The organism is Acididesulfobacillus acetoxydans (assembly GCF_902729405.1).
Taxonomy (GTDB): domain Bacteria; phylum Bacillota; class Desulfitobacteriia; order Desulfitobacteriales; family Desulfitobacteriaceae; genus Acididesulfobacillus; species Acididesulfobacillus acetoxydans.
Genome location: NZ_LR746496.1, coordinates 1,286,343 through 1,311,011 on the forward strand (window position 1 = coordinate 1,286,343; position 24,669 = coordinate 1,311,011).

General features: G+C 55.0%; 22 protein-coding genes and 1 pseudogene. 16 read left to right on the forward strand and 7 right to left on the reverse strand.

Going from position 1 to position 24,669, the window contains the following annotated elements; translation table 11 throughout:
- Positions 1-169 precede the first annotated feature (169 nt).
- Positions 170-526, forward strand: a complete 357-nt coding sequence (locus MNU25_RS05700) for a nucleotidyltransferase family protein (protein ID WP_240986745.1) — start codon at positions 170-172, stop codon at positions 524-526.
- Positions 523-927, forward strand: coding sequence for a HEPN domain-containing protein (locus tag MNU25_RS05705; protein ID WP_240984184.1), 405 nt, complete (start codon positions 523-525; stop codon positions 925-927). Before MNU25_RS05700 ends, MNU25_RS05705 begins: the two co-directional genes overlap by 4 nt.
- 2 nt (positions 928-929) lie before the next feature.
- On the opposite strand, the gene MNU25_RS05710 is transcribed toward MNU25_RS05705, so the two are convergent.
- Positions 930-1,136 (reverse strand): hypothetical protein, encoded by a 207-nt coding sequence (locus MNU25_RS05710; RefSeq protein WP_240984185.1) that lies wholly within the window; start codon positions 1,134-1,136, stop codon positions 930-932.
- A 164-nt stretch (positions 1,137-1,300) separates the two neighbouring features.
- Between MNU25_RS05710 and MNU25_RS05715 the strand changes: the two are divergent.
- Positions 1,301-1,552, forward strand: a pseudogene (locus tag MNU25_RS05715) (IS4 family transposase); the annotation flags it as partial.
- On the opposite strand, the gene MNU25_RS05720 reads toward MNU25_RS05715, so the two are convergent.
- Positions 1,467-1,679, reverse strand: coding sequence for a hypothetical protein (locus tag MNU25_RS05720; RefSeq protein ID WP_240984186.1), 213 nt, complete (start codon positions 1,677-1,679; stop codon positions 1,467-1,469). The pseudogene MNU25_RS05715 and the gene MNU25_RS05720 overlap by 86 nt on opposite strands.
- Before the next feature lie 99 nt (positions 1,680-1,778).
- On the opposite strand from MNU25_RS05720, the gene MNU25_RS05725 reads away from it, so the two are divergent.
- Positions 1,779-2,681: a patatin-like phospholipase family protein gene (locus MNU25_RS05725; RefSeq protein WP_240984187.1), complete on the forward strand. Its 903-nt coding sequence runs from the start codon at positions 1,779-1,781 to the stop codon at positions 2,679-2,681.
- Here MNU25_RS05725 and MNU25_RS05730 read toward each other — a convergent pair.
- Positions 2,678-4,477, reverse strand: coding sequence for an ATP-binding protein (locus MNU25_RS05730; protein ID WP_240984188.1), 1,800 nt, complete (start codon positions 4,475-4,477; stop codon positions 2,678-2,680). The genes MNU25_RS05725 and MNU25_RS05730 overlap by 4 nt on opposite strands.
- Positions 4,474-5,169, reverse strand: a complete 696-nt coding sequence (locus MNU25_RS05735) for a response regulator transcription factor (protein ID WP_240984189.1) — start codon at positions 5,167-5,169, stop codon at positions 4,474-4,476. The genes MNU25_RS05730 and MNU25_RS05735 overlap by 4 nt, the downstream gene beginning before the upstream one ends.
- 381 nt (positions 5,170-5,550) lie before the next feature.
- Here MNU25_RS05735 and MNU25_RS05740 point away from each other — a divergent pair, with 381 nt between their 5' ends.
- The 8 genes from MNU25_RS05740 (at position 5,551) to MNU25_RS05775 (ending at position 16,885) form a co-directional block, all read left to right on the forward strand.
- Positions 5,551-6,453, forward strand: a complete 903-nt coding sequence (locus MNU25_RS05740; RefSeq protein WP_240984190.1) for a cupredoxin domain-containing protein — start codon at positions 5,551-5,553, stop codon at positions 6,451-6,453.
- Positions 6,454-7,021: 568 nt separating this feature from the next.
- Positions 7,022-8,845 (forward strand): sigma 54-interacting transcriptional regulator, encoded by a 1,824-nt coding sequence (locus MNU25_RS05745; protein WP_240984191.1) that lies wholly within the window; start codon positions 7,022-7,024, stop codon positions 8,843-8,845.
- 563 nt (positions 8,846-9,408) lie between these two features.
- Positions 9,409-10,596: an acetyl-CoA C-acetyltransferase gene (locus MNU25_RS05750; protein WP_240984192.1), complete on the forward strand. Its 1,188-nt coding sequence runs from the start codon at positions 9,409-9,411 to the stop codon at positions 10,594-10,596.
- A gap of 213 nt (positions 10,597-10,809) precedes the next feature.
- Entirely contained in the window at positions 10,810-11,949 is a 1,140-nt protein-coding gene (locus MNU25_RS05755; RefSeq protein WP_240986746.1) for an acyl-CoA dehydrogenase, read from the forward strand.
- Positions 11,950-12,107: 158 nt separating this feature from the next.
- Positions 12,108-12,947 (forward strand): 3-hydroxybutyryl-CoA dehydrogenase, encoded by an 840-nt coding sequence (locus MNU25_RS05760; protein WP_240984193.1) that lies wholly within the window; start codon positions 12,108-12,110, stop codon positions 12,945-12,947.
- 164 nt (positions 12,948-13,111) lie between these two features.
- Positions 13,112-14,410, forward strand: coding sequence for an acetyl-CoA hydrolase/transferase family protein (locus MNU25_RS05765; protein ID WP_240984194.1), 1,299 nt, complete (start codon positions 13,112-13,114; stop codon positions 14,408-14,410).
- 43 nt (positions 14,411-14,453) lie between these two features.
- The gene (locus MNU25_RS05770) at positions 14,454-15,596 is read left to right on the forward strand and encodes an acyl-CoA dehydrogenase (protein WP_240984195.1); all 1,143 of its coding nucleotides are present in this window, start codon (positions 14,454-14,456) and stop codon (positions 15,594-15,596) included.
- A 110-nt stretch (positions 15,597-15,706) separates the two neighbouring features.
- On the forward strand, positions 15,707-16,885 hold the full coding sequence (locus MNU25_RS05775) for an acetyl-CoA C-acetyltransferase (RefSeq protein WP_240984196.1): 1,179 nt from the start codon (positions 15,707-15,709) through the stop codon (positions 16,883-16,885).
- Positions 16,886-17,180: 295 nt separating this feature from the next.
- On the opposite strand, the gene MNU25_RS05780 is transcribed toward MNU25_RS05775, so the two are convergent.
- The 3 genes from MNU25_RS05780 to MNU25_RS05790 form a co-directional block, all read right to left on the reverse strand.
- Complete coding sequence (locus MNU25_RS05780; protein ID WP_240984197.1) at positions 17,181-18,398, reverse strand: glycosyltransferase family 4 protein; 1,218 nt, start codon at positions 18,396-18,398, stop codon at positions 17,181-17,183.
- Between the two features lie 90 nt (positions 18,399-18,488).
- Entirely contained in the window at positions 18,489-19,637 is a 1,149-nt protein-coding gene (locus tag MNU25_RS05785; RefSeq protein ID WP_240984198.1) for an NAD-dependent epimerase/dehydratase family protein, read from the reverse strand.
- 246 nt (positions 19,638-19,883) lie between these two features.
- On the reverse strand, positions 19,884-20,477 hold the full coding sequence (locus MNU25_RS05790; protein ID WP_240984199.1) for an undecaprenyl-diphosphatase: 594 nt from the start codon (positions 20,475-20,477) through the stop codon (positions 19,884-19,886).
- A 454-nt stretch (positions 20,478-20,931) separates the two neighbouring features.
- Between MNU25_RS05790 and MNU25_RS05795 the strand changes: the two genes are divergently transcribed.
- The 4 genes from MNU25_RS05795 to MNU25_RS05810 all read left to right on the forward strand — a co-directional run bounded on the left by MNU25_RS05795 (position 20,932) and on the right by MNU25_RS05810 (position 24,462).
- Positions 20,932-21,486, forward strand: coding sequence for an RNA polymerase sigma factor (locus tag MNU25_RS05795; protein ID WP_240984200.1), 555 nt, complete (start codon positions 20,932-20,934; stop codon positions 21,484-21,486).
- Positions 21,487-21,588: 102 nt separating this feature from the next.
- Positions 21,589-22,092 carry an anti-sigma factor family protein gene (locus MNU25_RS05800; RefSeq protein ID WP_261486378.1) on the forward strand — a complete coding sequence of 168 codons (504 nt, stop codon included), beginning with the start codon at positions 21,589-21,591 and terminating at the stop codon, positions 22,090-22,092.
- Positions 22,092-22,946 (forward strand): hypothetical protein, encoded by an 855-nt coding sequence (locus MNU25_RS05805; protein WP_240984202.1) that lies wholly within the window; start codon positions 22,092-22,094, stop codon positions 22,944-22,946. The genes MNU25_RS05800 and MNU25_RS05805 overlap by 1 nt, the downstream gene beginning before the upstream one ends.
- 214 nt (positions 22,947-23,160) lie before the next feature.
- A complete protein-coding gene (locus MNU25_RS05810) occupies positions 23,161-24,462 on the forward strand; it encodes a VTT domain-containing protein (protein ID WP_240984203.1) in 1,302 nt (433 codons plus the stop codon).
- The last annotated feature ends 207 nt before the right edge of the window (positions 24,463-24,669 follow it).

Genomic DNA, 24,669 nt, shown 5'->3' on the forward strand with positions numbered 1-24,669 from the left:
ACATGCTGCCTGATGGGCGGCATGACGTAAGAAAGCCGAAACCTTATTAAGATGAGAGAGTGCGAGCACGTCTGGCAAAAGCCCTGAGATCAGGGCTTTTGCTGTCTTTTAATGTATGGTATAATCTTACAGAGAGAAGAAGAAGAAGGGAGGCAACACGGTGGGAGAAATGCTCAACACAGTAGATAACAAAATCGCAGAATCGGTAAGCTCCGACAAGGACATTGCAATTGCCCAAAAAGTGAAGCAAAGCATTGCTGGAAAAATCCCATTGTATGAAGTGCGGTTGTATGGTTCGCGGGCGCGCGGAGATGCCAGCACTGATTCGGATCTCGATCTATACCTAGAAACAGGGCCAATATCAAGAGAGCAGAGGCGGCTGATCAGCGATTTGGTTTGGGGAATCGGATTTGAGAACGACGTGGTTATTTCACCGTTGGTCATTCCCCAGAGTGAGGCAAGGAATGGTGCATTCTCCGTTTCTATGCTTTGCCAAACAATTAAGAATGAGGGAATTTCTATATGAAGGAAAACCCGAAAGATATTTTGATCCAATACAGGCTGGATTTGTCGAGAGAGGTCCTTGCGGATGCTAGAAAACTCTTCAACGTTCAGGGTAGCCCCAGGAGTATTGTTAACCGATCTTACTATGCGATGTTTTACGCGGTGTTAGCTGCTTTGGCTGCCGCCAATCTGGGTTCCGCTAAACATAGTGGTGTAATCGGTTTATTTGACCGCCATTCCGTCAAGACAGGGCTTTTTTCCAAAGAGTTAAGTAAGACGCTCCATCGTGCTTTTGATCTACGGCAACAGGGGGATTACGGCGAGGCAACTGTGGCTGTCGATACCGAAGATGCTACCGAATTACTGGAAAGTGCTGAAATATTTTTGGCCGCCATACAGACTTACTTAAAACAATCGGGTTGACTTTAACCGGAAAGGCCGGTGGAGGAGGCGAATATGTTTCCACGGACAAGGCACGTAGAATTGTCCACTTTCACCGTTTGCACGCCGGTGATTTGGTTGGCATCATTGTATGTGTAAATATCTTCGGTGCTGTTGGGATTCACCCGGTTGATTAAATTGTCCCCATCGTCATCGACTAAGTGTAAATGTTCGGCTTCGTCTTGGCGCAATCGAGGAGGCTAATCCCTTGATGCGATGGCTGATCGATCAACTGAGTCAGCTTTCCCTTTCGGTACCGGAGGAGATAAAAACTGGACATACTCGCTATGATCCTACAATACCGCCGCAAGATCGTATGCCTAATAATGACTGAGCTTAGAATGGTTGCTCTGGACTACCCTGCACTGTTGCTCTGAGCGATAGTGAATGGGGTGCACTCTATGCTGTCACCCATAAGACAACCATCCTGCCCAAATCTCCACCCGATTTACAAACCGCTGTATTATGGATCGCGAAACTCGGCTGCTTCCCCGGGCGCAAAGGCGACGGCCAACCTGGTGTTAAAGTGCTTTGGCGAGGTTTTCGCCGTCTTCAAGACCTAACCACTGTGCGGAAACTCTTTCATCGTTCCAAAACTTATGGGTAATACAGAGGGCTTTAGCCAGGGGCATGCGGCTAAGCCTCTCGGTCTGAACGCCGGCGTCGATTCCCACGTTTCTGAAGCCGAGTGTTCCCGTGGCTGCGGCCTTAGACTGCTGCGCGGAGATTTCCACATGGCGCTTTCCGGTGTCGTTTCCTAAGTTGTCCCGAATACCCTGAGTTGGGGATGTTTTTGCAAGGGAAGCGGTACATCCCGAAGGGGGCGTCATGCAGTGGGAAAATATAGGATCCTGGCGCTGGACGGGGGCGGGATCCGGGGGGCTCTCACCGCCGTACTCTTGACCCGGCTGCAAGAGGAGATTCCCGGACTCTTGGATGGGGTGGAACTTTTGGCCGGAACTTCGACGGGAGCCATTATTGCCCTCGGTTTAGCTTATGGGGTTTCACCGTCGGCCTTAAAGGACCTTTATCTTGAGGAGGGAAAGAGGATATTTGCGCCTAAACACTGGGGGCTGTGTCGGCCCAAGTATGATGCGGAGGGGTTGCATAAAGCGCTTGAACGCGTGTTTCCTCAGGATCTGAGCCTGCAGGATCTCAGGGTCCGGGTGCTTGTCCCCGCTTTCAGCCTCAATGACGTGCGGACCGGGACTTGGAGACCCGCCTTTTTTCATAATTTCCCCGGATCCTCTACCCGGCAAGAGAAGGTTTTGGATGTGGCCTTGGCCAGCAGTGCCGCACCGGTTTACTTTCCCTCCCACCAAGGGTACATCGACGGCGGGGTGGTAGCCGGTAACCCCAGTACGGCGGCCATCGCCGAAGCTATTCACGAGGAGCGGGGACGGCAGCAGCTCAAGGACCTTTGCCTGCTCTCCCTGGGGACCGGTGTCAATCCCGAAAAGATTGTCGCTGATACCTCCCGCTGGGGCCTTCTGGCCTGGATGTTCCACCGGCCCCCTGTTTTGCCCCTGCTCGAAATCCTTCTCAACGGAGTAGGTGAGGTGGATGATTACATGAGTGCCCAGCTTCTCAAGGAAAGATATTTTCGTCTGAATCCGAGGCTTTCGGAACCGGTGGCGCTGGATGACGCCGGAAAAATTCCCGGCTTGATCAAGAGGGGCCGCACGGAGAATCTGGGTCCCGTCCTAAACTGGTTGGAGGATGTTTGGCTGGACTAAGACGGGGTAAAAACGGGCAGCCGTATGGAGAAAGTCGATCCCTTGCCGAGTTCGCTGCTGAGAGCCACCTCCCCCCCATAAGCCTGAACTAAACTTCTGACGATGGCGAGTCCGAGCCCGGTGCCCGTATCGGGTGCTTGGGTTCTTCCCCCGCGGTCAAACCTATTCCAGATCGAGTCCCGCTCCTCCGACGGAATCCCCGGACCCTGGTCTTGTACGGAAATCTCGACCCAGCTGTAGCCGCTGCGGCAGGAGAGGATGATTTCCCCTCCGGGCGGTGAAAAGCGGAGAGCGTTGTCGAGTAAATTGAGAATGATCTGTTCCAAACGGTCAGTGCTGCAATCTACCGGGGGCAAGTTCGGCGGCAGGTCCAGGGTCAGTCGGACGGGCTTTTCCTGTGCGGCTGTCTCGGTTTGGTCCTTAATCAGGGACAGAACGTGGGGAACGGATACCTGTTCGTGCGGGAGCCCGCGGGAACCGTCGAATTCAATCCGGCTCAGATCCAGAAGTTCGTTGACCAGGCTGCGCAAGCGCAGAGTTTCTTTGAGGATAGTTTCAAGATACCGTTTCTTCTGGGCTTCGTCGGTGATCACCTCGTCCAGTAAGGCTTCCGAATAGCCCTGCAGGTAAGAAAGAGGGGTCCGAAGTTCATGCGAGACATCTGAGATAAATTCGCGCCGCATTTCATCAAGACGCCGTTCTTTGGTGACATCGTGCCAAACGGCGACGGTTCCTCCACACTCTTGGTCCAGCATAAGCGGTGTAGTTTCCACTTGGAAGACTCTGTCTTCGACTCGGAAGTCACCCTTGTGAGGCACGGGATCGCATAAGGATTCCAAAAGCAAGGAATGCAGGCTGTCCGGCAAATCGTGGAGGCACAAAGCGCACTCCTGGTCCGGTTCGGATTTGGGGATACCTTTCCCGGCGGGTTGCGGCGCCCTTGAGCCAAACTGTTTCATGGCCACACGGTTGGCCATGACGATCTCCCGGTCCGGAGTCAGACTTAAAACGCCATCCGCGATGCTGGCCAGAATGCTGGCCAGCAGTTGGCGTTCGTGCGCGATCTCTCTGAGATTGAGCCGGATTTCCGTGGACAAAGTGTTGACGGACCGGCCCAGGGAGGAAAGTTCATCCGTAGAGCTGAGCGGCAACAGGCGGCTGTAGTTACCGGTGGCGATATCCTTAATGGCCCGGTCCATTTCGACTACAGGGTTAGCAACCCGTCGGGCCACATAGAGGCCGAGGGGAAGAGTAAGGAGGAAGGATAGCGTCAGGCCCCAGCCGCTAGAAACCCTGACGGAGCGGCCGACCGCCTCGAGATAGGTCATAGGTTCAATGACGAAGACCCCGCCTATGATTTTTCCGTCCTTGCGAATGGGATAGGCCACTTTAAGAATGGGGTGGGTTTCGTAGGGAGCATTGCCGGAAAAAGCAATATGTCCGCCCCGGCGCAGGATGGCCATGTCAGCCTCCGGCATGACATAGTGATTCCAATTGCGCATTTCATGAGTCGCCAGAAGCACGCGGCCGCTGGGGTCCGTCGCCACCAAATCGTAGTTGAGGACCGAGCCGAGCAAGGCGAAATCAGCCTGCCCCGCCTTGATGTCTGGCAGGGAAGCCAAGTGAGCGGCCATGCTGGAGGCGGTGTTGTTTAATTCCTCGCTCTCCTCGGCCGAATACCCGTAATAAAAGTCATGCGTAGATTTGGCGAGTATGCCTCCGAAGATGAGCAGGACCAGGAAAACCCAAGCGACAATCACGAACCAGATTTTGCCGGCAAAACTGCGGAAAATCATTTTGGCACCTCAAATTTATAGCCGACTCCCCAAACGGTTTGCAGGTAGGGAAAAGGAGCGACGGCGTTCAGCTTTTCCCTGAGGTTCTTGATATGCACGTCGACCACGCGAAATTCCGCAAAATAGTTTTCACCCCAGGCCTGGGACATGATCTGTTCCCGCGAGAATACCTGGCGCGGGGACTTGGCCAGGAAGGCCAGAAGACTGAATTCTTTAGGGGTCAGGATAATGGCTTGACGGTGCCATTCCACCCGGTGCAAAGCGGTGTCGATCAGGAGGTGGGGGTAATCCAGAGGCCCTCCTTCGGAGGCGGAAGGTGCGGAGGAGCGCCGTAGGACGGCTTTGGCCCGGGCGGTCAGTTCTCTCGGACTAAAGGGTTTAACCAGATAGTCATCCGCCCCGCAGTCAAAACCGAGCAGGCGGTCTTCCACTTCTCCTTTGGCTGTCAGGAGCAAGATGGGAAGATTTTGCCGGGCGCGTATCCTCTGGCAGAGTTCCAAACCGTTCATGCGAGGCATCATGATGTCCAGGATGACTAAATCAAAGGCCTCCCGGTTGAGCATCTCTTCAGCCTCGACTCCGTCGGCGGCTTCCCCGACCTCGAAGCCTGCATTTTCTAAGTAGACTTTAACCAGTTCGCGTAAGCCGGCTTCATCGTCCACCAACAGGACTTTTGCTCTTTCCTTCATCATCAACACCTCAAGTTCATAGGATTAAGCGGGATGGGGCGGGAACAACCGTGACGAGAGGGGTCGCTTAAAAACAAGTTCGGGGCCGGGGGAGGCGAGTGCGGGGTAAGGATAACCAGTCTGCTTGCTGAGCTCCTTGCCGCCGCACCCGCACGAAAGGCAGGTGCAGGCCAGGGTAACCAGGTTTCCCTGTTTTGCCTTCGGTAAAGAAAGTATTAAGATTAAGTATGGATGTGAAGGTGCGGTAAAGTCAAGTGAATACGGCTTGGGTCAATCATTCTTCATGATTTCTTCATTGTTTCTTTATCAAAATCAAAAAAAAATCCCATAGGATCGTTTCTGCAGACATACTTCTGAAGAATTAGTCAAGGAGGAACGATCCCGATGAAGAAAACCGTATTTCTGGCCCCAGCCGTACTGCTCTTGTCCCTGGGTTTGACAGCCTGCGGGACGACGACAGCCGCCTCGTCGACCCCTTCTTCGCCCTCCAACGGCAAGACCTCAACCGCAGCGGCTTCCTCTCTCAAAACAGATGACCTTTACATGACGATCAAACCCGGCCTAAAATTGGGTTCGGACGGCAAACTGCATGATTCTTTCTCACCCACGGATTTGACCTTCACGCAAGGGGTTCCCACCAAGGTGACCGTCTTAAATTATGACGACGGTTCCCACGATATTGTTGCCAAAGACATGAATCTCGACCAGCAGATTCCAGGTTCCAAGAAAAAGGGTGTCCCTTCAGTGACGACCTTCACGGTGACAGCGACCAAGACGGGCGACTTCCATTGGGCTTGCGATGTGCCGTGTGACGGGGCGGCCCATCCCGACAAACCCGGTTCCAACAAAGGCTGGGCCATGAATCATGACGGTTATATGGCCGGGACCTTCCGGGTCGTGTCCCAACAACCTTCTGTGGAAAACGTGGCGATGACAGTGCTGCCGGGTACGAAGCTGGGCTCTGACGGCAAGCTGCACGATATCTTCTCGCCGGCTAATCTCACAATTCGTAAGGGCGAGACTAAAGTCACCGTCTACAACTATGACGGCGGTTCTCATGACTTTGTCTCTAAGGACTTGAATCTTAATGTGCAAGTGCCCGGACACAAGAAAAAGGGTGACCCGTCTGTGACCACCTTCATTATCAAAGCGGATAAAGCGGGAAATTATCACTGGCTCTGCAATGTTCCCTGCGACGGCGCGGCTAATCCCAACAAACCCGGCTCGGCCAAAGGTTGGGCTATGAGTCATGACGGTTATATGGCTGGCATTGTGCACGTCGAGTAAGGCAAAGCCGTTCAGTTTCTCCCGGGCAGCCTTGGCAACGGAACAAAGGTGTGGGCCCCGGGCGGATGCATCGGTTCTATTCGGGGGATCCACCGGATCAGTTCAAGGGTTACCGGGAATCCCCGGCGCTGGCGCCGAAGAGTCTCTGAAAAGTCTATCGGGTCTGTTCAGGGAAAAATCTATCGAATCTGTTCAAGCCGCAGAAATGCGGCTTTTTTGTCCTATCAGAAAATATAAATCCCCCGCAGGATAAGAAAACTTGCGTCAGCCGGCTTGATTCAACCGATCGCTCGTTTGAGCGATCGCAGCAGCCGAGTTTTCCTTATCGGCGTGTCAAGCATAACGATTAACCAGACGGTGAAATTTCGTTATAGGGGTAGCAAACGATGAAAATACCCGCGACGGAAGCCGCCGAAAACCGGGAGGATTTTACCTGCCGCCGCCGAAAAGTTCTAGTGAAGAGAGATGTGTACATGGGAAAAAGATGTGTACATGGAAAAGAGATGTGTACATGGAAAAGAGATGTGTACATGGAAAAGAGATGTTTACATGGAAAAGAGGTGTTTACATGAAAAGTCTCAGGCAGGGCGTGATAGAAGCCGTTCACAACGGCGTGCTGGCGATCGATACGGAGGGTAAGGTCGTTCTGTGCAATAAGGCAGCGGAGAGAGTTTTGAATTTATCTGTCGGCGAGGTCTTGGGCCGGTCTATTTTGGACTTTTTTCCGGAGTCGAGGACCTATGGCGTCTTGCAAACAGGTCAACCCGAGGTTGACTGTCCCTATGCCTGCAAGGGTTTGAATCTCCTGGTCGATTTTCTCCCGATTGCCGATCAGGGGCAAATTCTGGGGGCGGCGGCCATTGTTAAAGATGTCACCGAACTGGAGACGGTCGCGGGACGGCTGGGCAGTGTTCAGGAATTGGCAGCGACTCTGGAGGCTGTTGTGGAGAATTCCTATGAAGGGATCGTCGTTATCGACGACCGGGAACGAGTTGTCCTGATTAATCAGTTCTTTCTCGAACTCATGGGTTATACGTCGGAGGACGTGGTGGGCAGACACATCCATGAGGTGAGCCCTGAATCCCAACTGCCCCAAACCCTTAAGACAGGAATTGCCCAGTTTGGCGAACCTTGGCACGTGGGCGGCAGGGATTTTCTGATTATGCGGGTCCCGATTAAACGGGACGGCAAGATTATTGGGGCTTTGGGCAAGACTCTCTTCAAGAATATGGAAATTGCCAAGATGTTCGCCCGTAAAGTGGTTCGCTTGGAAGAGGATCTCGCCTTCTATAAGGAGGAGTTGAGCAAAATACACAGTTCCCAATTCAGTTTTGCCGACATCAGCGGGGAAAACGAGCACATGCTGGCTGCCAAGGCATTGGCCCTGCGCGCGGCGCGCACGACTTCGACGATCTTGCTCTTGGGCGAAAGCGGGACGGGAAAAGAGGTCTTTGCCCATGCTATTCATCAGGCCAGTCTGCGCCGCCGGGGACCGTTTGTCCGGATTAATTGCGCCTCCCTGCCGGAGAGCCTGCTCGAGTCGGAACTTTTCGGTTATGCGGAAGGCGCGTTTACCGGAGCGCGTAAAGGCGGAAAGCCGGGAAAATTTGAACTGGCCGACAAAGGTACTATTTTCCTTGATGAGATCGGAGATATGAGTCTCGGCATGCAGGCTAAACTTCTGCGGGTCATTCAGGAACGGGAAGTGGACCGGATCGGGGGAACCCATCCGATCAAAGTGGACGTGCGGGTGATTTCCGCCACGAATCGCGATCTGCACCGGATGGTCATGGAACACAAATTTAGGCTCGATCTGTATTACCGCCTTAATGTTGTGACTTTGGAACTTCCTCCTTTGCGTGAGCGGGTTGAAGATCTGGAGGGGATCATCAAGACGCTGCTGGAACGTTTGAACCGGAGACTGGGAACTGTTGTCGAAGGAGTAAGCAAGGAGACACTGGATATCTTTCGCAGCTACGGCTGGCCCGGCAACATTCGGGAATTGGAAAATGTCCTGGAACGGGCGATGATCATATCGGACGAACCGTATATATCCCCTGAGCACCTTGCCCCGTCCCTGCGCTCCACCGGCGGGGAGGAGTCTGGGGAGAGAGGGGCGGGACAAACATCTTTTTCCGAAAACTTATCCTTGGAAGAAGCTTTGAAGGCGGCCGAAAAAGAAATTCTCAGCCGGGCCTTGCGGCGCAGCGGGGGTAACAAACTGCAGGCGGCCAAGGCCTTGGGTATTCATCGTTCGGCCCTTTACAAGAAACTGGCCCGTCATAATCTGCTCCCCCCGCGCGAAAACATGAGTCCCGCAGTCGCTGCGTTAAAGCAGCCGGAAGCGGGTGAGGCGGACCATGGAGAGACAGAGCACGGCGGGACGGGGTAGAGCGGCACGAATTGAGGAGGTACGGATCAAGGCGGGACGTGGCAAAGCGGGAGGGATTAAAACGGGAGAGATTAACACAGTGTTCACGCAAGAAGACATATGTCTCTATTAATGGACAACTGCGCAGAAATAGCCGCGGAAAGGGCTTTTATAGTGTTTTGAGCAGGGTGAGTGTTTCCGAGAATGGACACTTACCCTGCTCGGTTAGGCAGTGCAGCAGGGGTTACGGTCAGAATTACGGGGTGGAAAACCAGCGGACGCTCGACCGCAAAAGAAGAGAAAAGGCGGGAAAGAGCGAATTCCAGACTTTCCTGTCATAATTCCAGGAGTCCAAACCAAAATACAGGTAATTGTGGCACAGTTCTTGCAGTTTGGGTAATTGATGCTATTGGCAAGAGTAGCTATTGTCAATAGTCATCATTGCAAAAGCACTTTACTAAGAAACTGCTATTGAGAAGAATGAGGCATGGTTGTGACCCGAGCGACAAGGTTGGTTTCAAGCTGGGCCAAGCAAGCAGGGCTGAACAAGCGGGGATAAGATGGTAAAGATGGGAGGAAAGAGGATGGCAAGGGCCGTGATTGTCAGTGCAGCCCGCACGCCGTTTGGTACTTTGGGTGGCAGCCTCAAAGAGGTTCCGGCGGTCGATTTGGGCGCTCACGTTATCAGGGAAGCTATCCGCCGGGCCGGGATCAGCGGCGAGATAGTGGACAATCTTCTTATGGGTATGGTGATTCAAGGAGGTGCGGGTCAGATTCCCTCGCGTCAGGCTGGAATCAAAGCCGGACTGCCCAATACGGTGACTTCAGAAACGATTAATAAGGTCTGCGCGTCAGGCCTGAGGGCGGTGACCTTGGGTGAAACCATCATACGGGCCGGGGACGCGGAAATAATCGTGGCCGGGGGAATGGAAAGCATGTCCGGTGCTCCCTTTGCCCTCAAGAGGGCCCGCTTCGGTTATCGCATGGGGAACGACAGTGTGATTGATCTCATGGTTCACGACGGGCTCTGGTGCGCTTTTCATAATGTGCATATGGCGGTGCACGGCTCAAGGGTGGCCAAGGAATACGGGATTACCCGAGAGGAGCAGGACCAATTTGCCCTGCGTTCGCACCGTTTGGCACTCAAGGCTATTGACGAAGGGCGCTTCGCCGAGGAGATAGCCCCGCTGGCCATACCCCAGAAGAAGGGGGAAGCGAAGATTTTTGCCGTGGACGAGGCTCCGCGCCGGGACACGAATGCGGAAAAATTAGCGGCGCTGCCGCCCATCTTTGTTCAGGATGGGACCGTGACGGCGGGGAATGCGCCGGGGGTGAACGACGGGGCCGGGGCGATGGTCTTGATGAGTGAAGAGAAAGCGACCGCACTCGGCAATAAGCCCTTGGCCTATATTCTCGGCCACGCCACGGTGGCGCAGGAGCCAGCCTACATCGCGACGACTCCCGGGTTGGCCATTAACAAACTGTTAAAGCAGAAAGGCATGACCATTAAGGACATTGACCTGATCGAAGCCAACGAGGCCTTTGCCGCGGTGGCCTTGACCAGTCAGAAGATCGCCGGGTGGGATCCGGAGAAGGTTAATGTCAACGGCGGCGCGATTGCCCTCGGCCACCCGATCGGGGCCAGCGGGGCCCGGATTATCATGACTCTGATCTACGAACTTCGGCGTCGGGGCGGGGGCTTGGGTATTGCGGCCATTTGCAGCGGGGCGGCTCAAGGGGATGCCATTCTCTTGGAAGTTCCGGGTGCCTAGCGGAAGCGGCTGCGGGAGGTGAGGCGGGGACAAAAACTTGGATAAAGCGGCTCGGAAAATCCGGGCAGAAATGCGTTCGGGGGATTGCGCGCGAGGGGATGACCAAACAGGGGGCCGGACAGACAGGGATTCGTCTGCGGCGGCAAGGCTTTGCGGATCCCGGACGGCCGCATTTTTCATGGGGTGGGGGAGAGCGAAAAGGAGATGGACGGCGTGGATTTCAATCTAAACAGTGACCAGTTGATGATGCGCAAAATGGTGCGGGACTTCGTGGAAGAGGAAATCGTTCCTTTGGCTTCCGTCACAGACGAGACCCATGAATTCCCTCTGGCCTCTATTCAAAAGATGGGCGAACTCGGTTTGATGGGTATTCCCATTCCGGAAGACTACGGCGGAGCGGGGGCCGACTTTCTCTCATACATCATAGCGATCGAGGAAATCGCGCGGGGATGCGCCTCCACGGCCGTGATTTTGGCAGTCCACACTTCGGTGGGGACCTTTCCCATCCTCTATTTCGGAACGGAGGCGCAGAAGCGTCGTTACCTGCCCAAGTTAGCGCGCGGAGAGATGATCGGGGCATTCGCCCTGACGGAGGCCAATTCCGGATCCGACGCCTCCAGTCTGGTCACGACGGCGGAAAAGCGCGGCGACCACTATGTCTTGAACGGGAGCAAGCGCTTTATCACGAATTCCGGCTATGCCGGCGTCTACACCGTGATGGCTTCGACGGACCGGAGCAAAGGTCCGCATGGGGTCACGGCTTTCCTGGTGGACAAAGACACCCCTGGATTCAGCGTCGGCAAAGCCGAAAAAAAAATGGGGCTCAATGGTTCGGCCACTTGTGAATTGATCTTTGAGGACGCACTCGTTCCCGTGGAAAACCGATTGGGAGCGGAAGGGCAGGGCTTTAAGGTGGCCATGTCCCTGCTGGACGGCGGCCGGATAGGTATCGGAGCCCAAGCCCTGGGTATCGGCCAGGCGGCTTTTGAAGCGGCCTTGGCCTACGCGCAGGAACGGGTTCAGTTTAAGCAGGCGATCATCAACTTTCAGGGTATCCAGTTTATGCTGGCCGACATGGCCACCCAGTTGGAGGCCGCCCGGCTCCTTATCTATCAGGCGGCGGCCCGCCGCCTGGCCGGCCTCCCCTACAGTAAAGAGGCCTCGATGGCCAAGCTGTTCGCCAGCGACACCGCGGTCAAAGTGACCACGGACGCCGTGCAAATCTTTGGGGGGTACGGTTACACCAAAGAATACAAAGTTGAACGTTACATGAGGGACGCCAAAATCACCCAAATCTACGAAGGGACGAACCAGATTCAGAGGATGGTTATAGCTAAACATTTGCGCAAGTAGCGCCGCTTCGTGCCGAAGTGAGGATGCGGTGCCGGCAACTGCCTTGCCAAACCTTTAAACGACAAAGGGGGAGGGGGTTTGCCAAGGACTTGCGGCCAAGGCGACGGGTGGTGTTCCGTGGATATGAACTTTGTTAAGGTGAGAGGAGAGAAAAACAAATGAAAACGATTATGGTGGTCGGAGCCGGCCAGATGGGCTCAGGCATTGCGCAAGTGGCTGCTCAGGCCGGTTATGCCGTGATTTTGAACGATATTAAGGATGAGTTTGTTCAACGGGGATTGCAGACGATTGCCAAAAATCTGAGTCGGAGCGTAGAAAAGGGCAAGATGGAGGCCGCGGAAAAAGAGGCGGTTTTGAGCCGCTTGAAGCCCTCTGTGGCGCTGGAAGACGCGGCCGCAGCGGACCTGGTCATTGAAGCGGCGGTGGAAAATATGGCGATCAAGGCTGAGATCTTCAAGCAGTTGGACGCAGTTTGCCCCGAAGCCACGATTCTCGCGACCAACACTTCCTCTTTGCCGATTACGGAAGTGGCGGCCGTGACTAAGCGGCCGGAAAAAGTCATAGGCATGCACTTTATGAATCCGGTACCGGTGATGAAGCTGGTCGAGGTCATCCGGGGGCTGGCGACCGATGACGCGGTGTATGGGGAAATTGAGGCTTTGAGCCGCAAGATGGGCAAGACCCCGGTCGAGGTCAATGATGCGCCGGGCTTTGTCGCCAACCGCATTCTCATTCCCATGATTAACGAAGCTGTTTGGACCCTTTATGAAGGGATTGCCGGTATCGAAGAGATCGACCAGGTGATGAAACTGGGCATGAACCATCCGATGGGTCCGTTGACCCTGGCGGACCTGATCGGCCTGGACACGGTGCTGGCCATTTGCGAGGTACTGCACGAGGGTATGGGTGACAAATACCGTCCCTGTCCTCTGCTGCGTAAGTATGTCAAAGCGGGTTGGCTGGGCCGGAAGACCGGCCGGGGCTTCTATCAATATTAGGGATGGAGTCAGGAGGGACCGCGCGAAGGACTTCAGAGCGAATTATCTATAAAGGAAAGAACAGTGGGAAGCATTTCAGGTCGGGTTAGGTTAAGAGCCGTGCGAACAATTCAGGACGAATTACAGGACGGATTGCAGAAAGGATCGCAGGAAGGAGTACAGGGATGGCCGATGTCAAAGAACTTTATCGACGGAAAAGGATGAGCGCGGAAGAGGCGATCAAGCTTATTCAGGACGGGGATTACATTTCTATTCCCGTGGGTGTGGGGGAGCCCCCGGCCCTTCTGACTGCCCTGTCGGATCATCGCCGGGAGTACCGGGATGTTAAGGTGATGCAGATTCTTCCTATCCGCAAATACGGCTACTATGATCCGGAGACTGTGGAAAACGTACGCCATTTAGGCTTTTTCTTGGGGGGGCCTTCCCGTTCGGGCATCGGGGATGGCTGGGTGGACGTCATCCCCAACTATTTCTACGAACTCCCCCAACTCATCCGGGAAGGTTCAATTCCGGTAGACGTCGTTATGGCTATGGCTTCGCCGATGAACAAGCATGGGTACTTTTCCATCAGCTTGGGAACGGATTATACCATGGCCGGGATTGAGAAGGCTCGGGCTTTGATTCTGGAAGTAAACCCCAATGTTCCTTTCACCTGCGGCGACTGCTGGGTGCACATTTCCCAGGTAGCCGGATTGATGGAAACGGAGGAGGAACTGCTGGAAGTGGGTTTGCCTAAAATCGGGGCAGTGGAGGAGAACATCGGCAAACAGGTCGCGGAGCTCATTGAGGACGGTTCGACCTTGCAGATTGGCTATGGGGCCATTCCGGATGCGGTGGTCATGCAGTTGAAGGACAAGCACGATTTAGGGATTCATACGGAGATGGTCGGAGACGGAATCTTGACCCTGGTGGAGAGCGGGGTGGTTACGAACCGTAAAAAGAATTATCATCCCGGCAAGATGCTGGCTACTTTTGCCCTCGGGTCACGGCGGCTCTACCGCTTCATGGACCTAAATCCCGCTCTGGAAATGCATCCGGTGAATTTCACCAATGATCCCATGCTGGCGGGCCAAAATGATAAGCTGGTTTCCATCAATGGTTCGATTGAGGTGGATTTTATGGGTCAGTGCAACTCTGAATCCATTGGTCCGCTTCCGTACAGCGGGACGGGTGGCCAGGCGGACTTTGTCCGGGCAGCTAACCGGTCCCGGGGAGGGAAGTCGTTTATCGTCCTGCCTTCGACTGCGAAAAAAGGCAGCATCAGCCGGATTGTGCCTTCCCTGACACCCGGTGCCGCTGTGACGACCGGCAAAAATGACGTTAACTATGTAGTGACCGAATACGGAGTGGCCAAGCTGAGGGGAAAGAGTTTGAAACAAAGGGCGGAAGCCCTGATTGGGATTGCCCACCCGGATTTCAGGGAGGATTTGAGAAAAGCGGCTCGCAAGCTGCATTTGCTCTAGAGCAGACCGAACTCTCATGAAAGTAAATGAAGGAGTGTTGACCGTGATTTTTGATTTAACGGAAGACCACATCATGATGCGCAAGATGGTACGCGACTTTGCCGAGAAGGAATGCGGGCCGGGTGCGGGCGAGAGGGATGAGAAGGAAGAATTCCCCCGCGAGATTTGGGATAAGCTGGCGGAATTGGGCCTGGCCGGCATTACTTTTCCCGAGGAATACGGAGGCGTCGGAGCTGACTACATTTCCTACGCCATCGCAGTGGAAGAGCTCTCCCGGGTGGACGCTTCCGTGGGCGTGACGGTCTCGGCCCATTCCAGTCTGGGTGCTAACCCGATCAATCTTTTCGGAACGGAAGAACAGAAGCGGAAATATCTGGTCCCCCTGGCCAAAGGAGAGAAGATGGGAGCCTTGGGCCTGACTGAGCCGATGGCGGGCTCGGACGCTTCCGGAACCCGGACCACGGCGGTGCGTGAGGGCGGGGATTATATCATTAACGGCTCCAAGATTTTTATTACCAACGGCCACGAGGCAGATATTTATATCGTTATTGCCCAGATGGACAAGAGCAAAGGAAACAAAGGAATTGCCGCTTTCATTCTGGAAAAGGGCATGCCCGGTTTTACTTTCGGTAAGAAAGAGCAAAAGATGGGGATTCGCTCCTCTGCCACCTACGAACTGGTTTTTGACAATGTCCGCGTCCCGGCTGAAAACCTGCTGGGGCAGGAAGGTCAGGGCTTCAAGATCGCCATGATCACTTTGGATTACGGGCGCATCGGCATCGCGTCCCAAGCTTTGGGAATTGCCCAGGGGGCTTACGAACAGGCCTTGAAGTACGCCAAAGAACGGGTTCAGTTTGGCAAGACACTCGCTCAGTTCCAGATCAATCAGTTTAAGCTGGCGGACATGGCCACGCAGATTGAAGCGGCCCGCCTTCTCGTCTATCAGGCGGCTTACCTGGCTTCTCAGCACAAGCCGGTCTCCAAGGCTTCGGCCATGGCCAAGCTGCATGCCTCTGAAACTGCCATGTGGGTGACGACGCAAGCGGTGCAAATTCACGGAGGCTACGGCTATATCCGGGAGTATCCGGTGGAACGGATGATGCGGGATGCCAAAATTACCGAGATTTATGAGGGGACGAGCGAAGTGCAGCGTATCGTGATCAGCAACCATATTTTGCGCGAGTAAGGTTCTCCCTTCCCGAAAGCCGCACGCAGTCATAGAATGTCCCAACGGCTGAGGATGAGTTTCGCCGAAGCCGCTTATCCCAAAATGATACCAAACGGAGGAAAACAGAGATGAACGAAGTTGTCATAGTCAGTGCGGTTCGCACTCCCGTCGGTTCCTTTGGCGGCGCTCTGAGCCAGGTATCGGCGCCGGACCTGGGGGCACTGACCATCCGGGAAAGCATCAGAAGGGCCGGCATCACCCCCGAAGAGGTGGATGAAGTGATCATGGGCAATGTGCTGAGCGCTGGTCTGGGGCAAAACCCGGCCCGGCAGGCCGCTATGAAAGCGGGCATTCCGCAGGAAGTCCCTTCGTGGACGGTGAGTAAGGTGTGCGGTTCAGGCCTGAAAGCTGTTGTCTGTGCGGCTCAGGCCATATTAGCCGGAGACGCCGAGATCATTGTCGCCGGGGGAATGGAAAGCATGTCCCTGGCGGCCTATGCTTTGCCTAAGGCCCGTACCGGTTACCGTATGGGAAATGCCACGGTTGTGGATACAATGATTATCGACGGTCTGACCGATGCTTTCCACAACATCCACATGGGCCTGACCGCCGAAAACATCGCGGAAAAATTCGGCATATCACGGCAGGAACAGGATGAATTTTCCGTCCGCAGCCAGAACAGGGCCGAGAAAGCGATTAAAGAGGGCAAGTTCGCCGAGGAGATTGTTCCGGTGGTCATCCCGCAAAAGAAAGGGGATCCCGTCGTCTTCAGCCAGGATGAATTTCCTCGCTTCGGCACGAGTGTGGAGACCCTGGACAAGTTGCGCCCGGCCTTTAAAAAGGACGGTACGGTTACCGCCGGGAATGCTTCGGGGATCAATGACGGGGCCGCGGCAGTCGTGGTCATGAGTGCCGCCAAAGCGGAGGCCCTGGGGGTCAGACCTTTGGTTAAAATCACATCCTGGGCTTCCGCCGGGGTGGATCCCCTGATTATGGGCACCGGGCCGATCCCGGCGACCCGTAAAGCCTTAGCCAAAGCGGGTTTGAAAATCGAAGATATAGACGTGGTGGAGGCCAATGAGGCTTTCGCGGCTCAGGCTCTCGAGGTGGCGAAAGAGCTTAACCTGGATATGGAGAAGACTAATCTCAACGGGGGAGCCGTGGCCCTCGGCCATCCGATCGGTGCATCCGGGGCGCGCATTCTGGTGACTTTACTCTACGAAATGGGCCGCCGGAAGGCCCGCAGGGGTCTGGCTACCCTCTGTATCGGCGGTGGCCAAGGAATCAGTATGGTTGTGGAGCGCTGAGGCGGTTATCGATGTTCAGCTTAAGCTGAACGAGTTCACTCCGCTTACCCGGGAAGCAGCGGACCCGGGAAGCGGATGCGGCGGCCGGGGGAACCGGTTTAGGCATCCGTGGCGACAAGCGAAGGCCCGGTCGGGAAGCACGCGGTGTTTTCCGGCCGGGACTTTTTTTAGCTAATCAGAAAGTATAAGTCTGAGGGCACATAAGAAAACTGGCGTTGTCGCCTTGATTCAACCGATCGCTCGTTTGAGCGATCGCGCCGGCTGAGTTTCCGCGGGACCCATCGGAAGGGTGGGTTCAGCGCTTGATGTGACCTGTCGAGCGCAAAATCTGACCGGGTTCGGGGCTGGCTTCCAGGCCGGAGCCGCGGCCGCGCGTGAGGCCGGGTTCTTGGGCGGGCACGGGGTCACCGGCAAGTGCCTGCCGGTAAAATTGCAGCAACTGTTCCGCGGGTCTCTCCCAGCCAAACTCGGCCGCCGTGGCCCGGGCCCGGCCGCCCATGTCCCGGCGCACCTGTTGATCCCGCAAGTCTTCGACCGCTTGCTCCAGGCTTTCGGCTTGGGCCGGGTTGTAGAGCAAGCCGTTTATTGCAGGGGCGATCTGTTCCCGGGCGGGACCGCTGTCCGCGGCGATCACCGGCAGACCGGAAGCCATGGCTTCTAAAATGACGAGGCCCAAAGTGTCGGTCAAGGAAGGGAAGAGGAAAATATCCGAGGAGGCATAAGCTTTCGCCAGGTCTTCGCCATGGAGAAAACCTGTGAAAACGGTCTGTGTACCTTGGAAATGCTTCTCCAAAGCCTGGCGGTGGGGCCCGTCACCGACGAGGGCTAAGCAGAAATCTGCGGATTTGGTCAAAAGCGGGCGGATTCCTTCAATACCTTTTTCTGGAGCCAGGCGGCCGACGTAAAGGAGCAGAAGTTTTTCCGGATGCCCGTTGCTGAGGCGTTCTCGCCAGGAGTTTTCGCGGTGGCTCGGGTGAAAACGGTCCAAGGCGACGCCGCGCGACCAAACGTGTACATTGCGGAATCCGCGCTCGGTTAAAGCGTTTTGGACAGCCCGGGAGGTGCAAAGATTGAGCCGGGCCTGATTGTGCAGGAGTTGGAGATATTTCCAAGTCAAGGGCTGAAGAAACGACAAGTGGTAGAATTTCATATATTGGGCGATATTGGTATGATAGGAGGCCACAAGCGGCAGCCTCAAGCGCCTGCTGTAGTAGACGCCCGCTAATCCCAAGAAAGCCGGGTTCACCGCGTGAACTAAGTCCGGCTGAAATTCCCGCAGGTATTTTTTGACTTTCGCTGTGGGCAGAGAAAATTTACGGTCGGGATAGAAGAAAAAGCTTCGGGCAGGAACCCCCGCCACCTTGGCGCCCATGTATTCTTGCTCTCCCAGGTCGGGTGCGATCACCAGGACTTCGTGCCCGTTGCGCCGCAGCCAGCGTATAGAGGCACAAAGGCGGGTGACGACGCCGTCTGTGGAAGGAAGAAAGGTTTCAGTAATAATTGCTATTTTCATATTTACTGGGGGCCCGGACAAGGCAAACTTTGACTCGCGGCGGCCAGGCCCGTCTCTCCTTTTTCTCAAGCGCAAGGTTTACAAGTCGTATTACTTCCAGGTGACCTTGGGCAGGACATTTGCCTCGATCAGCCGATGTTTGTGCTGCAGAACGGCCAGGAAAATGCCCCTCAGCACCTGTTCCGTCAGCAAATGCGGTACCAGGCCCAAATCCGAGAGCTTGCTGTGGGTGGCCCGGTAATAGTGAGTCTCCTTTTCCACCCGCGGGTTTTCCAGGTGAACGATGTGGGTATCAAAGCCTTCGTTCCCGGCGACGGTCTGCACTTTATGGGCTAGGTCGAGAACGGAGAATTCCTCCGTGAACTGGTTGAAGACACGAAATTCGCCGCGTTCGGCCGGATTTGCGGCGGCGATTTCGATGCAACGGACGGTATCCATGATGTTGAGGAAGCCCCGAGTCTGTCCCCCGCCGCCGTAAACCGTCAAGTCATGGCCGACCGCCGCCTGGATCAGAAAACGGTTTAAAACCGTCCCAAAGACCGCGTCATAGTCCAAACGGTTGAGCAAGACGGGATCCATTAACGTTTCCTCGGTGTGGAGTCCGTAGACCACACCCTGGTTCAGATCGGTGGCTCGCAACCCCCAGGTTTTACAGGCGAACATGATATTGTGGCTGTCATGGACTTTGGACAGGTGATAAAACGATCCGGGTTGTTTGGGATAAGGCAAGATATCTTCGCGTCCCTTGTGGTTGATTTTCAGGTAACCTTCTTCGATGTCGATATTGGGTGTGCCGTATTCGCCCATCGTTCCCAGCTTAATCAGGTGACAGTCCGGAGCGATTTCTTTCAGCGCAAACAGGACATTCAAGGTTCCCACGACATTATTGACCTGAGTAAAAACCGCGTGTTCGCGGTCGATCATGGAATAGGGAGCCGAACGCTGCTCGGCAAAATGGACAAAAGCTTCGGGGCGAGTCTGGATCAGGACTTCACGCAAAAAATCATAATGATTCAGATCCCCTATGTAGGTTTTGATTCGGTGGCTTGTAAGTTGCTGCCAGCGAGTGGTCCGCTCTTGCGGCGAGGCGATGGGTACCAGGGAATTGGAGTGCAATTCCTGATCCCATTTGCGCCTGATCAAACTGTCGATGATGGTAACTTCATGACCTTGATTGGACAGGTAGAGGGCAGTGGGCCAGCCGCAGAAGCCATCCCCGCCGGCGACTATGATACGCATGCCTTATTCCCCTTCTTGCTCTTGATTTACGATATTCCCCGAACCCGTAAGTAATATTCTTGTACCGGGAGTTTGCCGCTTTCACTTTGTGATAACCCTGTGGAGCTTGCGGTAGGGTATGTGTGACGGAAATATCCGCTTATACCCAAGATATAAGGTTAACAAACGGACGTTAACGTTTAACGTGTTTTCTGTTAGGATTTGGTTAAGGTTGCTGCCAAATGATAGGATGCGGGGGGGTGGGATTCAGCGCCGAACACCGGCATAGTCACCGAAATGAAACAGCCTCAAGCCCCAGCGGCTGATCGGCTGAAGGAGAGAACTGAAACGCCACATGACGAAGGAGCTGAGTGCGCCGACAACGGCCCCGCCCAAGACGTCGGTCGGCCAGTGCACACCGGTGTAAATCCGGGCGATGCCGACCAGAACCGCGAGTACGGTAAAACTCACCTGAATCCAAGGCGCCGTTTTCCCGAAGGAGCCCACGGCAAAACCGAAGCTGCCTGAGACGTGGTCACTGGGAAAAGAAGCGTCCGGGGGGTGAGGAATAAGCTTGGTGAAAGTGCCGCGGGCCAGTGTTACGAAAGGGCGCGGCCGGAACCAAAAATGGGCAATGATCACGTTGAAGAGAAGTGCCAGAATCCCTGACAACCCCATGATGAACAAGGCATGACGCTGTTTGCCTTCCTTTCTCGGTAAGAAGAACCAAGCCGCCAGGAAGAGCACCACGTAGAGTTCCAGAGCGTACTGCGCAATGAAGGCCATCACCCCGTCCAAGATGGGAACATGCCCCGCCCACTGATTGAGAAAGTGAAAGCCCGTAACATCAAAAGAATTCAAACCAAAAGCCCCCCTATATAATCTCTTATTCGTCCCTATTGGACGGCTATGCTGCCCGGGCGCCACCGACAAACGATGAAAATGCGCCGAACCGATTCAAAGATAAAGACGGCGGGAAGGAGCGAAAAGTTCGCCGTCCTGGGCTACTTTTGGGTTCGCCGCTCAGCCTTGCCGGAGAACTTTCTCGATCCGGGCTGTTTTTTCTGTCAGTTCAGGGCGGTCTGATTCAAGAGGGTCGGCTTCAGGCAATTCGGCTCCGGAGCGTCTCTCTGCCGGCTGGGCCGGTCTGACTTGAGACGGTTTTGAACTTTGGATGAATATGTATCGTCTTTCTTAATGTGTGGTAACAATTTACGGGTCTGTTCACACGGTGCAGGACGGGAATAGGTATGGCTATTTCCGTCGGGTTCTGGCAATATAATAAGGGATAATCCGTGTGAGGGGACGGAATTTTGTGACCGACAAAGATTTGGAGATTGTGCTCAGATGCCGCTCTGGTGATGAAGAGGCATTTACCGATTTCGTGTTGCACTACACCCCTTATGTCTACCGGACAGCTGTAGCTTTTTTACACGATCGGACTGAAGCGGAGGACCTGACTCAGGAAATATTTCTAAAAGTTCATCGTTCTTTGTCACAGCTTCATGATCTCAGGACTTTTCCGGCCTGGTTCAAACGCTTGATTACCAATGCCTGCCTGGATCACTTGAAAAAAAAGACGCCTGTGCCAACCGCTGAATTCGAATTGGATCGTGCCGCGCCCTCAGGTCCGGAGCAGTGGGAAACCAGGCTGGTTCTGCGGGAAGCGTTGGCCGGGCTGAGCCTCGAGCAACGCCAGGTGTTGCTCCTGCGGGAGTGGCAGGGCTACGAGTACCGGGAAATCGCCGAACTGATGGGAATTCCGCTGGGGACCGTGAAGTCGCGGCTGTTCAGTGCGCGGGCGCATTTGAAAAACGTGCTGGAAGAAGAACCCCGTGTCCGGGGTACGTCCACGGGGCGCGACCGGTAAGGCGCCCAATGACACAGCGGTTAGAGTCTAAGAGAGGGGTCCCATGCTCTTCCATCCGGGGCTTCCGGCTGTAGTTTGCTTTCAAGGAAGGAGAAGCTGAAATTGGAATGCCGGGATTGTTTAGAGTTAATTTCAGAATACGTTGATGGGGAGTTGCCGTTAAAGCGGGTCTCAGATTTGGAAAATCATCTGGAAGGCTGTTCCGCCTGCCGGGCCTCGGAACGGGAACTGCGTGAACTTCGGCGGGAACTCAGGGGGGCCGTGGAAAGCTTGGTTCCGCCACGCGGTTTGGAAGAAAGGATTCTCCGCTCGCTCTGGGTCAGTGAGCGGAAAGCAAGGCAGGTTCGGACTGTCTGGACCGCTTTATTGTTAGCTGCACTTTTTTGCCCGTTCTTCCTTTTCCTTTCCCCGGTATTTGCCATGTTTCTCAACTTGGCCTACGTTTCGACAGACGCGTTGTGGCGCGCGGGCTTCACCTTATTGAAATCCGCTCCGGCCCCCCTGAGCCTGAGCCTGGGGGTAGCAGGCTTGTTGGTCATGGGGTTAGGGGCCTATTTGGTACGCAGGATTTTGCGCGATATTCCCGCGAACGAGGTGTTCTCGTAATGAAGAAAGCCGGAATCACCGGAACTTTCCTGGTGTTGCTGCTCTTGTTCCTTTTCTCTTGGCCGACTCGGGTGCAAGCTTCCGAGATGTTGACCAAGTTGGGCGGGAACCCCGCCGAGGTCGGCCCGGGCCAGCGGGTAGACACGGTGGTGGCGGTCGGCACGGATGCCCGGATTGCGGGTTGGGTTAAGGATATCGTTTTGGTCGTGAACGGTAATGTCGTCCTCGCCCCTTCGGCCCGAGTGGATTTGGTGATTGACCTGGGGGGACATGTTACCAACTTGGCTTCGGAAAAAGTCAAAACCGGGGTGTTTGAGGTGAATCCCACGCCGGGAGTGACGCAGGAGTTGTTGTTCGGCGCTCTTCTCCTGGTAGGAACTTGGCTGGTGCGTCTAATTGCCAGTTTAGCAGGTATTCTTTTGCTGACCGGTTTGGGCTATGCCCTGGACCGGCATTTTGAGCGCGCCGCGGCTTTTCTCGCGCATGCACCCGGACGCCTTTTTGCCATCGGTGTGGCAGGTGCTCTGGTGAGCTGGGCTCTGACGGTGCTTTTGTCTCTGACGATCATCGGTATTCCCGTCGCTGTGTTGGTTTTTTTTCTCAGCCTCTTAGCGGCTTTTCTGGGTATTCTGCCGCTTATCGATTATTTGGGCAGGGAGTTTCTCAACGCGAGGGTTCAGACCTATCCACCCATTACCCGCCGGCTGGTTTTGGCGAGTCTCTTCACAGCGTTGATCAATATTCCCTTGCTCGGTTTTTTCCTTCTTCTCATTTTTGGAGCGGTCGGGTTCGGGCTGACGACGGTTTTGTTGTGGAGTTTTTTCAAGGAGAGAAAAAGCGGGCGTCTAACCTAGTCCGGGAAAAGCGCGGATCCCACCCAAAGCGATCAGGCGGGCGGGATTGATGGACAGCCCGGTTCGTTGGAGCGGCCCCCTGCCCGTCGGGGACCGGAGCGCAGGTTTGCGAAGGGTTTCGGACCTATTCTAAGCCGGTTGGCCTGTGCGTTAGCCCCACTGATTGGTGTCGTGGTGATTGTGGAACTTTTAGGCAAAAAGGAGTCGGGTGCGGATGTCATCCCAAGTGATCCTGTTTATCGCGCACTATGGCTATTACGGATTGTATTTGGTTCTGGGCGTGTCGATTATGGGTATTCCGCTGCCGGACGAGTTCATCATGACTTACGTGGGCTTTCTCACGTATGCGGGGAAACTCAATCCCGTTCTGGCCGTCGCTTCCGCGGCGTTTGGGAGCATGAGCGGGATCACGGTGGCGTATTGGCTCGGACGCCTGTTTCACGACAGGGTGCTTGCTTACCTGGAGAGGCATGCCGGGGGGGAGCGCCTGGAGAAAGTTCTTCGCTGGTACCAGCGGCAGGGAGGAAAACTTCTGACGGCCGGATATTTTATTCCGGGTGTACGTCACTTGTCGGGTTACGTTGCGGGCTTGAGTGGTTTGCCTTATCCCGGCTTTGCTTTTTTTGCCTATCTGGGGGCTCTTCTCTGGACCGCTGCTTTTATTTTTCTTGGCCGTCTTTTGGGCAGCCGTTGGCAGACGATCTTGCCTGTCATTCACCGCTACGCAGTGCTCATGGGGATAGGCGCAATTCTTCTCTCCTTAGCTTTTTACCTGCTTTATAAGAATAGGGTCTCTTGGAGTGCCGGACTCTATCAAGCCTTTAAACGTTGGACAAAGAAATACATGTCCCTGGGAAAGCGGCGCTTTGCGGTTACAGTGGGTGGCCTTAGTTTTGTGACACTTTTTGTCATCCTTGCCGGTCTGATTCAGGATTTGGTTGCGCAGGAGGTGGGGCAGTTTGACAGGCTTGTGGTGGAGTGGCTGGAGGTCGGTTCTCCCCCGTCGGTGATCAGGTTTATGCAAGGTGTCAATGCTTTGGGGACGCACGTTGTGATTGCCCTGGTGTTCGTGGCCGCCGTTCTGGTTTTCCGTCAGCTCAAACGGGACTGGAGCCCTGTACTGCCCCTTATTTTGGCTTGGGGTGGAGGTACCCTGATTGACCGCCTCTTCCAACTAATCTTTCGCGGTGCGAATTTCAGTGTCTGGGAAGACCTTACCCCTTTGCAAGCGCCCAGCTCCGGCTTTTTGTTGGGCGCGATCAGCTTTTATGCGGTACTGGGCTACATTTTTGGCAGGGAACGGGGGTGGTCCGGGCAGGGTCTTATTCTGGCGGGTGAAGTCATCCTCCTCACCCTTCTGGGGGTGAGCCCGGTTTATCTCCGGCTGCACCCCCCAAGTGCTACGGTCACTGGCTGGGTGGTGAGCCTGCTCTGGACTTTGGTTTGTGTCTTTATCTACGAATTTTGGCTTTACCGCCGGGAGAATGGGGTTTCGGCACATCCGGGCCCCCGTTGACCTCTTGACGGCAAGGAAGCTCAATGATAGCCTAACCGTGAGGTCGGAAAGCGGACCGGGACGGCCGAGGAATCCTGACAGGGCGGCACTTGGCCGCCACTCCCCGCGTACCCGGCACGCTGTGCAAGATCTCAGAAGATTCATGGTTGGTCGTGTTCTTTCCGCAACAGTGCTTTACGGACTTGTTGCAGGGGAATTATGGCTGAA

Bases quoted from the DNA above. Each gene is read 5' to 3' on its own strand.
- MNU25_RS05700 (WP_240986745.1), top strand. From the start codon at position 170: ATGCTCAACACAGTAGATAACAAAATCGCAGAATCGGTAAGCTCCGAC.
- MNU25_RS05705 (WP_240984184.1), top strand. From the start codon at position 523: ATGAAGGAAAACCCGAAAGATATTTTGATCCAATACAGGCTGGATTTG.
- MNU25_RS05730 (WP_240984188.1), bottom strand. From the start codon at position 4,477: ATGATTTTCCGCAGTTTTGCCGGCAAAATCTGGTTCGTGATTGTCGCT.
- MNU25_RS05735 (WP_240984189.1), bottom strand. From the start codon at position 5,169: ATGATGAAGGAAAGAGCAAAAGTCCTGTTGGTGGACGATGAAGCCGGC.
- MNU25_RS05740 (WP_240984190.1), top strand. From the start codon at position 5,551: ATGAAGAAAACCGTATTTCTGGCCCCAGCCGTACTGCTCTTGTCCCTG.
- MNU25_RS05745 (WP_240984191.1), top strand. From the start codon at position 7,022: ATGAAAAGTCTCAGGCAGGGCGTGATAGAAGCCGTTCACAACGGCGTG.
- MNU25_RS05750 (WP_240984192.1), top strand. From the start codon at position 9,409: ATGGCAAGGGCCGTGATTGTCAGTGCAGCCCGCACGCCGTTTGGTACT.
- MNU25_RS05760 (WP_240984193.1), top strand. From the start codon at position 12,108: ATGAAAACGATTATGGTGGTCGGAGCCGGCCAGATGGGCTCAGGCATT.
- MNU25_RS05765 (WP_240984194.1), top strand. From the start codon at position 13,112: ATGGCCGATGTCAAAGAACTTTATCGACGGAAAAGGATGAGCGCGGAA.
- MNU25_RS05775 (WP_240984196.1), top strand. From the start codon at position 15,707: ATGAACGAAGTTGTCATAGTCAGTGCGGTTCGCACTCCCGTCGGTTCC.
- MNU25_RS05780 (WP_240984197.1), bottom strand. From the start codon at position 18,398: ATGAAAATAGCAATTATTACTGAAACCTTTCTTCCTTCCACAGACGGC.
- MNU25_RS05785 (WP_240984198.1), bottom strand. From the start codon at position 19,637: ATGCGTATCATAGTCGCCGGCGGGGATGGCTTCTGCGGCTGGCCCACT.
- MNU25_RS05805 (WP_240984202.1), top strand. From the start codon at position 22,092: ATGAAGAAAGCCGGAATCACCGGAACTTTCCTGGTGTTGCTGCTCTTG.
- MNU25_RS05810 (WP_240984203.1), top strand. From the start codon at position 23,161: ATGTCATCCCAAGTGATCCTGTTTATCGCGCACTATGGCTATTACGGA.